Below are 12,699 nucleotides of genomic sequence, written 5' to 3' on the forward strand. Positions count from 1 at the left end.
CAATGATCTGTTCTTCCGTGTGCCGTTTTCGAGTCATGGGCCCCTCCTGTGGGCCCCATCTCAGCACAGTGGAACTTCCAAGCCAATGGTCTAGTTTTCGGGGGGAAGGTCAGGGTGTATGCAGCTCTATGCCAATAGGGTCATTGGATGGAAAGGAGAGAAAGATGGGCAACCACATCTAATCAAAGAACGCATTCTCTATATTTATCCAGACCAAACCGCATCGGTCATTAATCTCAATAAGAAACGACCTCTCCCAATCCGTACACCGCTTAAATACCTCTATGACGCATTCGTTAACGAAGACCTGGTCTTGGTTGAGGAAGATCCCTACACCGAACAATATCGGGACGAGGCTACGCTTTCCGAGAATGACAAAGCATTCAGAAGCCATGTATGGGACAAACTTGAGCTTTTTCTAACCAAGCATTACCTCGCACTCCTTGAACTTCGCACTCGTGGCGCAATTGTCCTTGAAATTATCAAGAGTACGGGTTGGACGAAGGAAACCGTTTACAAATATCTGCGGCGGTACTGGCTGACAGGACAAACGAAGAACGCTTTTCTTCCCGGTTACCATCGCTGCGGTGGCCGAGGTGGGAGGCGACTCGTATACGACAGTCGTCCAGGGCCAGAGCGTAGAAACAAGCAACTGGGATGGACCGCCGGCAATGGCGTTGCCGTCAACGAAGATATCCGCAAACGACTGACTGAAGGAATTAAGGAGTTTCACCTTAAACAGAAGCTCCCTTTTGCCCAAGCCGTGAAGAAGACAATCCAATCGCGCTTTTGTGATGATTTCGAAATGAAGAACGGGATTGTCATCCCGAAGTTATGGGCTCCAGATTCACTACCTAGCGAACGACAAGCTCGCTATCTCTTTAAGCGGGATTTCCAGAATCCGACTCAAGTACTGACAGCGCTAACGAGTGAGAAGCTTTTCCTTCGCAACCACAGAGCCCTGCTTGGCGAGTCACTTAGCATGGTAGAGGGACCGGGATCGCTGTATCACATCGATGCCACGGTCGGTGACGTCTATCTGAGAAGTGAGCTGGATCGCAATCGTCTGATAGGGCGTCCGGTGATTTATTTAGTTGTCGACGTGTTTTCCCGAATGATCGTGGGATTTGCCGTCCTGCTTGAAGGACCCAGCTGGATGGGAGCCATGCAGGCTTTGTTTCAAGCCTTTTCCAATAAACAGAGATTTTGCGCCGGATTAGGAATCACGATTACACCCAATCAATGGCCCTGCGAAGGCCTTCCAGATGCGATCCTCGCCGATGGCGGTGAACTACTTGGTCATGATGCGGACAGTCTCACCGCGCTAGGAATCCAGATCCATCAGGCCGCAGCCTGGCGCCCTGACTGGAAACCACTCGTGGAGCGGTATTTTGGACTACTCAACACACATATCGAATGGATCCCTGGAAAGCTACATAAACGCCAACCGGGCGAGCATGACTGTCGCTTGGATGGCGTCCTGACGCCTCGCATGTTTCGACAACTCCTGACATGGATCATTTTGAAGCACAACAATAGTGTCCTCCTGAAACACTATGCCCTCTCAAAAGAGATGATCGCAGATAAAGTCAAACGCTATCCGTCTGTACTGTGGGAGTGGGGGGTGAGCCAATCCTTAAGTGAACTCCGCTGGAAGCCAGAACCGCTGGTTCAGGCGACGTTACTACCCAGGGACAAGGCTACAGTCACCAGGAAAGGGATACGCTTTAAACATCTTTACTACACGTGTTCATTAGCCGAAAGCGAACAATGGTTTGTCCGCGCGGGCCAAAAGACCTGGAGCATAGATGTCGCCTACTATCCACCCGACGACTCGGTCCTCTACCTTCGGCTGGAAGATGGATCACGACTTGTTCCTTGCACACTGGTTGATCGCATCAACGAGCTAAGTTGGGTGGGACAAGATTGGTACGACGTCGAAGATCACTTTACCCTGCGGAACATTGAGAATCTCGACGAGAAGTATACAGCCGCACATTCCACCCTCACATTTGATGTTCAGGAAGCTGCCCTCATAAAACAGGCCAAAGAAGAACTTGCTCAAGCTGTCACTCCGACATCCAAGTCCTCCCAACTCAAGGGCATCGCCGACAATTACAAAAAGGAACGAGAACAGGAACAACAAATCAATCCTCCCGTTCCCAAGCGTGTGAAACCACCACTTCCTCCACCACAGGTCTCGGTTGATGATGAATATATTCCCGATGCGTTGCCATTCGCTTTGTTGCAGGAAGCACAAGCCGAACTGACATCCAAAATCACATCTCACTGAGAAGAGGATTTATGGAGCCCACACCTAACTCCGTACCTTTCGCACCATCGCTCCTCCGGCTTGGAAGGATCCAGAAGGCCGACTACGTTGAGCAGGTTATATGGTCCTATAGACAAGTCCCCACTATTGAAACATTAGGCACAACGTTGAGCAGAAAAGAGGTGGCTGTGCGCCTCGCCCAACGGCCACCGTTTAAAGAAGACATGCGCAGGGCCGACCCACACGACCGCCTTGAGATGGTTCAAGCTGCGATGCTCGAGTGGTTTGAGCCACTCCCCTTTCATCTTGATCTCCACGAATCCATTTCGCGAGCTATTCGGGGAGGCCTCTCGCAGCGCAATCCCTTCACACCCGGATATTACCGTGACAACAGAGTGCAAATTGATCGCTTTTGGTCGCCGCCTCGAACCTTTCAGAGATCTAGCGCACTCGGCTTTCAACTAACCGGGATTAGCGGCGGTGGGAAGACTTCGGCTATTGAGCGAGATTTATCGCTCTACCCTCAGTGGATCCAACATACCGAATATAAAAGCCAGCCATTTCGCTTTGACCAACTCACATGGCTTCATCTCGAATGCCCATATGACGTGTCGGTTCGTGGTCTGTGCGTCAATTTTCTTCAGGCTGTTGATGCCATCTTCAGGCCAGAAAAAACCGAGGAGAGTTACCTGTACCTCTACAACCGGAACAATCGCGCCAGTGTCGATACCCTGATTCCCTCAATCGCCGCGATCGCCGCGAACCATTGTCTCGGTCTACTTGTGATCGACGAGATTCAACGGCTCGCTTTGGCAAAAAGCGGTGGCGCTGAACGCATGTTGGCTTTCTTTGTACAGCTTGTAAACACAATCGGAGTTCCTGTGATTCTTGTCGGAACATGGAAGGCCCGAGCGATTCTCGCAAAGGAATTCATTCAAATCCGTCGAGGAAGTGGGCAGGGTGAGAAGGAATGGGATCGTATGCAGAAAGGCAGTGAAAACTGGTCGCACTTCATTAATGCAATGTGGGCCTTTCAGTTCGTCAGGCATCCGGTCGAGTTGACCCCTGAATTGAGCGACACTCTGTACGATGAAACACAAGGCATCACGGATTATGCAATCAAAGTGTTTTGCATGGCGCAATGGCGTGCGATTTCTACAGGGCGAGAGCGAATCAGTCCAGCCATGATTCGGTCTGTCGCGAAAGATGGCCTCAAAAGTGCCCAAAATGTCCTCAAAGCACTCCGAGAGGGCAAAAGTACCGCTGTGATTGGGCAGCTGGAGGATGTACTCCCTCCAGAAATACTGCAGACTCTCGAGAAAGAAGCGAAGACCCTGGCAAAGAGTAGGCAGGCTAGCGCCCCCAAGAATACATCCACCACACAGAATCCACCCGAACCACTTTCCTCCTCCATGGCAAATCCCCCAGGGAAAGTACGCTTAACCGCTTCAGAAAACCCAACACAAGATGCAAGTCCCTCCCTGGCAGGCATTATTGAGGCGGCAACCTTGCACGGCCACACTCCTGCCCAGGCGTTAGCCAATTCGAATCTCGGAGCCGCACTTCCCATCTAAGTGAGTAACGGAGCACACCATGCCAGGCATGAGAACTTTTGTACGATCTCTACCAACCCTTTTCCCTGATGAACTTGTCGCAAGTATGTGTGCACGACTGATCGACCGGCTTCGCGTGGATGGCTTGGTCGTGTTCAGAACACTGTTCGGGGTACCGTATCCCCGCATCTCGTGGGACTTACCTCGTTACCTCGACCACCTGGGGAACATCCTGCCCTCCCATTATGAGTTGGATTACTACGATCTCCTTGAGCAACATACCCTCTTTCCCTTCTTTCGCATCTTTACCCCCTCCGTCATGCTGCCGACGTTCGGGGTAAATTCCCACAGACCAGATCTTCTCCACCCTGATCAGGCTGCTCGACATGTGCCAACCGTGCTTCGCTACTGCCCGTCATGCGCCGACAACGACCGTCTGCTTCACGGTGAGCGATACTGGCATCGCAGTCACCAACTACCGGGCGTATATGTATGTGTCAGACACGAAATGTTCTTAGAACCGACAACCATTGAATTGTGGTGCCTGTCCGGACCTGAATGCGAGAAGGCTAGTGCTGAACGTGTCCTTTACGGAGGGCAGGGGCGACTCATTAATCCTAGCTTAACAGATCATCTGGAAATGTTGCGCATCGCACGAATCATGGTCGAATTGCTTAACCCTCAGACTGCACCCACCATCATTAAAGAATATGGCCGCCAGCGTTTGGTTCATCTGAGTATCGAAGCCTACCGACTCAATTTGGGGGATTTTGTACCTCCCCAGAGACGAGTGATCCCCGAGAGCTTTATTGGACAGGCATGGACTCAGCATCTCGGATAACGTCATGCTCCCAGCAATTCCTCATCCGTATCCTGACGAGCTCCTGTATAGCCTACTCGGACGATATGCCCAACGGCTGCGAATTCATTCCAGCTCGTCCTTTCTGAATCATCTTTTTGGGACTCCACAGCTTCACACATCGATTCATTGCCCAACCCACCTCGACCGACTGGCAGAGCGTCTACGCGGCTCGCTCTGCTTGACCGGGGAAGAAATCATTAATCGCCTCACGCTCTTTCCGTACTATCAACCTTTTCTCGAGTTCAATCGCGCTCAGCGAGTCGTTACAGCGATGAAATCAGCGGACACTCGCGTACCTGGAAATAAGTTATTGGGACAGAGGAGGGGAAGCACATCGCTTCGAGAACATCTGATGTTCTGTCCCTCTTGCACACAGGAAGCGCGCAAAGAATTTGGTGAATGTTATTGGCATCGTGTCCATCAAATTCCGGGTCTCGAAGTCTGTCCTATCCATGAAGTTTGGTTAGAGAAAAGTACCGCTCCGGCACAAGCACTTGGAGGGTGGCACACTTTTGTCCCTGCAGAAAATGTTATCGACGATACGACGCCGAAGCCACTTCGTGCCTCTGAACCTGGGCACGAAGCTATGCGACAACTGGCACACGATGCGGCGTGGCTTCTAAACCAAACCTCCCTCCCCTCAAACCCTGTCACGCTGTGGAAGCGATATCGATACCTGCTCAGAGAACAAGGACTCTGCAGCTATCGAGGGAAAGTGGCGATCAAGAAATTGCTGGCTCTGTATTATCGCCAGTGCCCGTCTACCCTCCTTGCTCGCATCGAAGGACAGACAGGACGACTGACGTCGGGTCGAGGGGTTCTGAGCCTTGTTCGAAAACCCAGGACGGGGTTACCGGCGCTCTACCACCTCCTCATGATGCAGTGCCTGGGTAAGACAGCCGAAGCATTCTTCGAGATACCAGAAGAACCCGCAGACTTTGGGAGTGGCCCATGGCCATGCCTCAATACACTCGCCCAGCACTATCGACACTTAGTCGTGACTAACATCTCAGTCCACATCCAGAAGGATAGTGGACGACCCGTGGCGAGATTTGCCTGCGAATGCGGGTTTGCATATGTACGAGTCGGCCCTGACTGGGGACCACTCGCCCAATTTAGTTATACCCGTGTCGAGCAATATGGCCCTTTCTGGGATCGGAAGTTTACACGTCTCTGGTCAGCACCGAATCTTACGCTGCCATTCATCTCGCAAGTCGTGGGGATTGCGGAAAAGAATCTGTCCATGCATGCAGCCCGTCTTCACCTCCCGGTATGGAGAAGAGAGCATGGGCGAGCAGCGATACCGAGTCGCAAGCGCACCTGGCGTGGACATGTCCAACAGCCTACAATAACAACCGTCTTGTCCGCTCGGGAACAATGGACTACGCTCTGCCTTCTGGAGTCTCTCTCAGGTGCTCCGAGGCGAGAAGAACGCCGACTCTACCACTGGCTGTTTCGACATGATCGTGACTGGCTCATCGTTCAACCTCATCGTTCGAGAATCTCTCGTCGGGCTGGATCACACACGCAGGTCGACTGGAATGAAAGAGATCAGTTTCTTGCGCAGGTTATTGAAAGACAGATGGCACCCTTGATTCCAGCTCTGACAGGGTGTCACCGCATCTCAATGAACAAGCTCATTAAACAATCCGGATACCGACACCTCATCCAACCTAATTTACACCGCCTTCCCGCGACTCGTGCCACACTCAATCGAATTGTCACCTCTCATATGCCAGAAGACTAGAAACGAACGGAGGATTGAATGACGATGGGTATGATGCAGGGGTATCGCCAAGCAGTGCAAAAGTTTAGTGGCATCAAGGAACTCACTAACGAGGCCATGCAAGACTGGCTCGACAGCGTCTTGCCTACGTTGCCTCCACGGACGCAGCAAATATTCGTCGACGAGATCTTCTTTCTGACAACAGGATTGCCGCCAATGTACGCGGACAGTGAGCACCCTCAGCCGGCGAAAAGCGGCAGAGTAGCGCGTGCCAAAACCACAAAAACGAGGAACAACCCGCAAGCGACACAGGACGCCTTTGATCTACAGCAGCGGGCTAGTGATGTATTGGGTGGCCAAGACGCCGCGACGGCATGGCTGACCCGCAAGCATCGGGCGCTCAAGAACAAAACTCCGCTTTCTATCCTTGGTACCACGGCCGGAAACGCTCGCGTGGAGCAGCTCTTGAAGAGGACTAAACTATCTCCACTTCCCGGAGAGACGCCACTTCAGAAAAAGGAAACTGTTGTCAGTCGAAAAGCTCGCGTCGCGAGCACGATCCGGAAAGCGACAGATTGAGGCTGGATAGTTGATCAACCTATGGAGCAGCGTCATTCGGACGATCCTGTGTATGTCTCTGGATTCCATTCGGTCTGGCGAGAGAGGTCTCATCCCACAAGAATGAAGAGTTCATTGAGATGAGTAGACAACTGGACAGCCCTTGTAGCATTACTCCGGCCATTATTCATGTCCACCTCTCCGCTGAGCCCATTTCACCCCAAAAGCAGGAACAGGTACGCCAAGAGGTCCAGGAGATCTTGAAGCGGCGTCAACACTACGTGGATCTGGCTCGTGGACAACTCAGTTTTGATTATTGGATATGAGCAGTGGGTCAGGCAAGGCCGTAAGGCTTCTTGGTTTCGATAAAGGCGATCTTTTCCAAGGATGGCACTGAGATTGGGGGGATCTCAGCTGAGACGAACTTGGTGCTGATCTGGTCAATTTCCGCGGCGCCGGCCTGTTCCAGCGCGAAGAGAATCTCCTGAAGTGTGTGGTCAGCTCGTGGTTCAAGTACCACATGGAGCCGAGAGGGAGATTCTTTCCCTTGAGGGGTTTCGCTCATGAGAGACATTCTATCCCAACAGGCACATTCGGATGAGTGAAAGAGAGAACGCTCCTTGCAGAATCACCACTTCCAGATTGCTAATATGAAGCACTATTATGCTGGCACAATTGCCCAGCGACCATCCCCGAAGGCAATAAAGCGAGAATCTTGACGCAAGACCCTAGTGAGGTAGCCCATCGTGCTCTTTGCTCTCGAAGAGTACCCATAGGATCTCACTTTTGCTTCGATTTCTTGAATCGTTATTGGTGTCCCTGCTTCCAGGCAAGCCGAAACAGCATACTGTTTGAGTGTGATCCTTTTGCGGGGCTTCAGTCGCGCGTTCGCTGCATTCCACGACTGAATGGCCTTCTCTTTCTCGATGTTCAGTGCGTGGACAAGCTGAAGAACTGCTGGTCCTACCGTGTCGAACAGAGGTTTAAGTTGCTGACAGGCGTTGACCCAGAAATCACGAATAGCGCTTCGGATTCCAGGGTGCAAGACAGCCACGAGCCCGCCGATAACAAGAAGCAATTTTGCCCAATCCGGCAGCTGTGCAACACCTCTCGCTAGACCCGCAAATAGCTCCATGGCACCCTGTAGACTTGCAGCCCCGATCGTTGCACCGCATACCAGGAAACTGACCTCGACAGTCTTGGAACGCGCGTAATCGCGAAGATGGATGATCACATCAAACCCAACTGTGGGGGCCCCCATCGCAGCGATGTCCTTATCTAGGCTCAGCACAGCAGCAGCATCGGTAGAATGATAGAGATAGATGTAAGGGAGATCGTTTGGGTCACGTGCAGAATCAGCTCCCATGGCAAGTGAGCTTCTTCGATCGTCCTCCGCAACATAATGAAGAAACGGTTGGTAAGAGTCCCACTCTTCGCGAAGCTGCGCTTCTGCAATATTCTCACGTACTGCGATCAAGGGGATTTTCTCACAGACCTCCTGACGGAGTGTCACGGGAGCAATTGCCAGGATCGTTCCGGATGCCAGCACTTCCTTGAAAGCAGTTCTGGCCGATGGCTCCTTGCGCTTTTTCACGAGCCAAATGAGGTCGCCGAGTAAGAAGCTCGCATCGATAACAAGTCTCAGCTGCTGCAATCCACGTACAAATGGAGATAGCCCAGGAGAACGCTCGATGAGAATTCTCAATGAGGAAAGATGATCAGGAGGGACATGTGGCAAAGTAAGAGCTCCCATGACATCAGATAATGAGGTACTTCTTGGTTTCCTGAATCAATTCATCATCCTCTCTCGATGTCGGCAGATCCAACATAACGGAAACTCCCCTCAGTCACACATGAACCGCAGTTACCCCACAACCCACGTTTCTGACAAGACCTCCGCTTGCTCCAACACAATTGTGGTTGCCTGTTCTTGCTTGTCAGGAGGGTAGCCGTACTTCCTTAAAATACGCTTCACGAGGACACGGAGCTGCGCTCGCACGTTTTCTCTGACCGTCCAATCGATAGTCACGTTCTTCTTCACCATCTCCGCGAGTTCGCGAGCGATCTTAGTCAGCGTCGGCTCGCCCAACACTTTCACAGCGCTATCATTCGTTTCGAGTGCATCATAGAAGGCGAGTTCGTCTTCGGTCAGGCCCAGCGTCTCGCCCCGCGTGTGAGCTGACCGCATATCCTTCGCCAGGCCGATCAGCTCCTCGATCACCTGGGCAGTTTCGATAGCCCGGTTCTGGTACTTCTTGATCGCCTGTTCCAATAAGTCTGCGAAGGAACGCGCCTGCACAACATTCCGCTTCGAACGAGCCTTGATCTCACCAGCCAGAAGCTTGCGGAGCAACTCGACAGCCAGGTTTCTCTGCGGCATCCCGCGCACTTCCGCCAGAAACTCGTCAGAGAGAATTGAGAGGTCCGGCTTCTTTAACCCGGCCGCCTCAAAGATATCCACCACCTTGTCGGATACAACCGCCTTCGAGATGATCTGCCGAATGGCGTGATCGAGTTCATCGTCAGTCTTCTGCTCACCTGGCGTGTTCTTGGCCAATACCGAGCGAACAGCCTGAAAGAAACCCACATCGTCCCGGATGCGGAACGTTTCCTCGTGTGGCACGGCAAGGGCAAAGGCTTGCGACAGATCGGTAACGGCGCGTAACAGACGGGATTTGCCGTCTGGCTGGGCCAGAATATGCTCCTGCGCGGCAGGCAACACCGAGAGACGCTCTTCTGGTTTACCAGTCATCCAGTGCGACCAGTCAAAGCCGTGGAACAGGCCTCGACAGATCTCGAATTTCTCCAGCATCACTGCCACAGCCTCGGCCTGATTGATCGCCGTTTTCCCGGTACCGCCGCTCTCGGTATACGTCGCCAATGCCTGCTTGAGTTCGTCGGCAAGGCCGAGGTAATCCACCACCAGTCCACCGGGCTTATCCTTGAAGACACGATTCACCCGCGCGATGGTCTGCATCAGCCCGTGCCCGCGCATCGGCTTGTCCACATACATCGTATGGAGACTGGGCGCATCGAATCCTGTCAGCCACATATCTCGCACAATCACGAGTTGAAATGGATCCTTGGGATTGCGAAAGCGGAGTGCCATATCCTCGCGTCGCTTCTTGTTGCGAATGTGGCTCTGCCATTCCATCGGATCGGAGGCAGCCCCGGTCATGATCACCTTCATCGAACCGAGGTCGTCCGTGTCGCCGTGCCACTGGGGGCGCAGCGCCGAGATCTCACGGTACAGCTCCACGCAGATCCGCCGGCTCATGCAGACCACCATCGCCTTCCCATCCATCGTGGAAAGCCGGCTCTCGAAGTGCTCAACCAGGTCACGTGCAACCAACTTGATCCGGTTATCTGATCCCACCACGGCTTCGAGCTGTGCCCAGCGGCTCTTGAGCTTCTCCTTGCGCTCAACCTCTTCGCCTTCGGTCGCCTCTTCAAACTCGGGATCGATCTTGGGCCGTTCCGACGCCTTCAATTCCAGCTTGGCAAGCCGACTTTCATAATAGATGGGGACCGTGGCACCGTCGACGACTGCCCGCTGGATATCGTAGACGCTAATGTACTCGCCAAAGACGGCGCAGGTGTTCGCGTCGGTCTTCTCAATCGGGGTCCCGGTGAAGCCGATGAACGACGCGTTCGGCAACGCATCGCGCATGTGGCGCGCAAAGCCATCGATGAAATCATACTGGCTACGGTGCGCCTCGTCCGCGATCACCACGATGTTGCGCCGGTCCGAGAGAATGGGATGACGGTCGCCTTTCTCTTCAGGAAAGAACTTCTGGATGGTCGTGAAAACCACGCCCCCGGATGCGACCTTCAGCTTCTCACGCAGATCAGCGCGATCTGTAGCCTGCACCGGTGACTGGCGGAGCAGATCATGACAACGGGCAAAGGTGCCGAAGAGTTGATCGTCAAGGTCGTTGCGGTCGGTGAGCACCACGACCGTCGGGTTGGCCATCGTTGGATGCAGGATCACTCGGCCAGCGTAGAACGCCATCGTCAGACTCTTGCCCGAGCCTTGTGTATGCCAGACCACACCGACTCGCCGATCCCCCGGTTCCCCACCCGGCTGGTGCCCAGCTTTGTAGTGGCCCAAGTTATCCGCAGCCCGATACTCCATCGCACTGCGAGCTGCCCGCAAAGTTTCGTCGACAGCCACGTTTACCGCGTGGAACTGATGGTAGCCCGCCATCTTCTTGGTGAGTTTTCCGCCACCCTCGTCTTCAAACACAATGAAATGCCGCACGAGATCGAGGAACCGTCGCTTCTCGAAGACCCCTTCGAGCATGATTTGTAACTCGGCCAGCTTCGCAGCTGCGTCCTCCCGTCCTGTGATCGTGCGCCAGGGTTTAAACCATTCCTTTCCAGCCCCAAGAGCCCCAAGGCGTGCCTGAACACCGTCAGAAATGATGAGCGCCGCGTTGGTAGCGAAGAGCGAGGGAATCTGGGTCTGATAGGTTTGAAGTTGTTGGTATGCAGACCAGATCGTGGCGTCTTCATCTGCGGGGTTCTTGAGCTCGATCACCGCCAGCGGTAACCCGTTCACGAAGAGGACGACGTCCGGCCGCCGCGTGTGCTGACCCTCCGAAACCGTGAACTGATTGACAGCGAGCCAGTCGTTTTTCCCGGGCATATCGAAGTCGATGACCCGGGCCTGCGCCCCGGCAATCGAGCCGTCCTTGCGCCGATACTCAACCGTGACGCCATCAACCAGCATCTGGTGCACGGCGCGGTTGCGTTCCACAAGCGACGGAGCATCCGCGCGCGTGAGCTTGCGCCAGGCGTCTTCCAGTGCCTCAGGCGGAAGCTCCGGATTTAGCCTTACGAGCGCCTGGTGCAGCCGGCCATCCAGAAGCACGTCGCGGTAGCCTGGGTCGCTGCGCTCGGCACTGGCCATGCCCGCGGCAATATCTGGCCCATGCAGGACGGAATAGCCGAGAGACTCTAGCCAGGCGAGAGCGGCCTGCTCGACCACCGATTCAGCAACCCCCGGGGCATTCACTGGACGGTCTCCGATGGTTCGCTCTTTACTACTGGATTATCCTGGTCGGCCTCATCGCTAGAATAGTTGGCGAGTAGATCGCGATAGGCTTCCTTATCCACATTAAAGAGCACTTCACTTGCTTTGTATTCTAGATGAAATATCTGAATTGGATCGTTTGCGAAATCCACATACTCATTAAAATCTTGATTCTGTTCGTAGGTCACCCGAGCAGGCGTAACCGCAACCGTGTTTTGACGATGAACTCGATGTAAAAAACCAATGATGGTGTCCGCTGCCTGAGCAGCCAGGATGGCCTGTGCTCCAGCCATGACTGGTCGCTGCGTTTCACTCCCATGGGATGCAAACCCGTATGAATTTCTGAGTTCACACACTCCTACCAGTGATGTATGGAGTCCACCGAGCGTTTGCGACAGCCTCCTTCTCGCGTCAGCTTCGTTGGCAGATAATTCTGGGAGAAAAGGGAGATGCTTGGACACCATCTTAAATAGCTTGGGGAGATCGTCATCTGGAGAGAATGCGATCTTGCGCTCACTCAGTATGGTCTTACAGGTGCTTTCAACTAGTGTTTTGGCAAGATCAAAGGCTAAACCGGGGTTTTCCGTCACGGACCGCTCAAGCCCCTTGACCTGCTCCTCAATGTGGACCATTCCAGAAGCCATGGCCTCTCGCGCCCCGTGCATTCTAAAATCGTTGATGAATGACATATCG

Annotated in this window: 9 protein-coding genes; 5 read left to right on the plus strand and 4 right to left on the minus strand. The window is 53.5% G+C overall.

Annotated features, from left to right (window positions below):
• The first annotated feature begins 118 nt into the window (after window positions 1–118).
• The 5 genes from KJA79_RS20635 (at window position 119) to KJA79_RS20655 (ending at window position 6,992) form a co-directional block, all read left to right on the plus strand.
• On the plus strand, window positions 119–2,293 hold the full coding sequence (locus KJA79_RS20635; protein ID WP_213043986.1) for a Mu transposase C-terminal domain-containing protein: 2,175 nt from the start codon (window positions 119–121) through the stop codon (window positions 2,291–2,293).
• A gap of 203 nt (window positions 2,294–2,496) precedes the next feature.
• A complete protein-coding gene (locus tag KJA79_RS20640) occupies window positions 2,497–3,846 on the plus strand; it encodes an ATP-binding protein (protein WP_213043987.1) in 1,350 nt (449 codons plus the stop codon).
• A 19-nt stretch (window positions 3,847–3,865) separates the two neighbouring features.
• Entirely contained in the window at window positions 3,866–4,666 is an 801-nt protein-coding gene (locus KJA79_RS20645) for a TniQ family protein (protein ID WP_213043988.1), read from the plus strand.
• A 4-nt stretch (window positions 4,667–4,670) separates the two neighbouring features.
• The gene (locus tag KJA79_RS23415; RefSeq protein WP_213043989.1) at window positions 4,671–6,434 is read left to right on the plus strand and encodes a TnsD family Tn7-like transposition protein; all 1,764 of its coding nucleotides are present in this window, start codon (window positions 4,671–4,673) and stop codon (window positions 6,432–6,434) included.
• An 18-nt stretch (window positions 6,435–6,452) separates the two neighbouring features.
• A complete protein-coding gene (locus tag KJA79_RS20655) occupies window positions 6,453–6,992 on the plus strand; it encodes an MbcA/ParS/Xre antitoxin family protein (protein WP_213043990.1) in 540 nt (179 codons plus the stop codon).
• Between the two features lie 313 nt (window positions 6,993–7,305).
• Here the strand turns inward: KJA79_RS20655 and KJA79_RS20660 are convergent, their stop codons facing one another.
• The 4 genes from KJA79_RS20660 to KJA79_RS20675 all read right to left on the minus strand — a co-directional run bounded on the left by KJA79_RS20660 (window position 7,306) and on the right by KJA79_RS20675 (window position 12,695).
• On the minus strand, window positions 7,306–7,536 hold the full coding sequence (locus tag KJA79_RS20660) for a hypothetical protein (RefSeq protein ID WP_213043991.1): 231 nt from the start codon (window positions 7,534–7,536) through the stop codon (window positions 7,306–7,308).
• Window positions 7,537–7,632: 96 nt separating this feature from the next.
• Window positions 7,633–8,724, minus strand: coding sequence for a hypothetical protein (locus KJA79_RS20665; RefSeq protein ID WP_213043992.1), 1,092 nt, complete (start codon window positions 8,722–8,724; stop codon window positions 7,633–7,635).
• Window positions 8,725–8,835: 111 nt separating this feature from the next.
• A complete protein-coding gene (locus KJA79_RS20670) occupies window positions 8,836–11,988 on the minus strand; it encodes a type I restriction endonuclease subunit R (protein ID WP_213043993.1) in 3,153 nt (1,050 codons plus the stop codon).
• A complete protein-coding gene (locus KJA79_RS20675) occupies window positions 11,985–12,695 on the minus strand; it encodes an abortive infection family protein (RefSeq protein WP_213043994.1) in 711 nt (236 codons plus the stop codon). Before KJA79_RS20675 ends, KJA79_RS20670 begins: the two co-directional genes overlap by 4 nt.
• Between the last annotated feature and the right edge of the window lie 4 nt (window positions 12,696–12,699).

This window comes from Nitrospira defluvii (assembly GCF_905220995.1).
GTDB classification, from domain to species: domain Bacteria; phylum Nitrospirota; class Nitrospiria; order Nitrospirales; family Nitrospiraceae; genus Nitrospira_A; species Nitrospira_A defluvii_C.

Coding starts and splice junctions, on each gene's coding strand:
- KJA79_RS20640 (WP_213043987.1), top strand. CDS start 2,497: ATGCGCAGGGCCGACCCACACGACCGCCTTGAGATGGTTCAAGCTGCG.
- KJA79_RS20635 (WP_213043986.1), top strand. CDS start 119: ATGCAGCTCTATGCCAATAGGGTCATTGGATGGAAAGGAGAGAAAGAT.
- KJA79_RS20675 (WP_213043994.1), bottom strand. CDS start 12,695: ATGTCATTCATCAACGATTTTAGAATGCACGGGGCGCGAGAGGCCATG.
- KJA79_RS20660 (WP_213043991.1), bottom strand. CDS start 7,536: ATGAGCGAAACCCCTCAAGGGAAAGAATCTCCCTCTCGGCTCCATGTG.
- KJA79_RS20645 (WP_213043988.1), top strand. CDS start 3,866: ATGCCAGGCATGAGAACTTTTGTACGATCTCTACCAACCCTTTTCCCT.
- KJA79_RS20665 (WP_213043992.1), bottom strand. CDS start 8,724: ATGGGAGCTCTTACTTTGCCACATGTCCCTCCTGATCATCTTTCCTCA.
- KJA79_RS23415 (WP_213043989.1), top strand. CDS start 4,671: ATGCTCCCAGCAATTCCTCATCCGTATCCTGACGAGCTCCTGTATAGC.
- KJA79_RS20655 (WP_213043990.1), top strand. CDS start 6,453: ATGACGATGGGTATGATGCAGGGGTATCGCCAAGCAGTGCAAAAGTTT.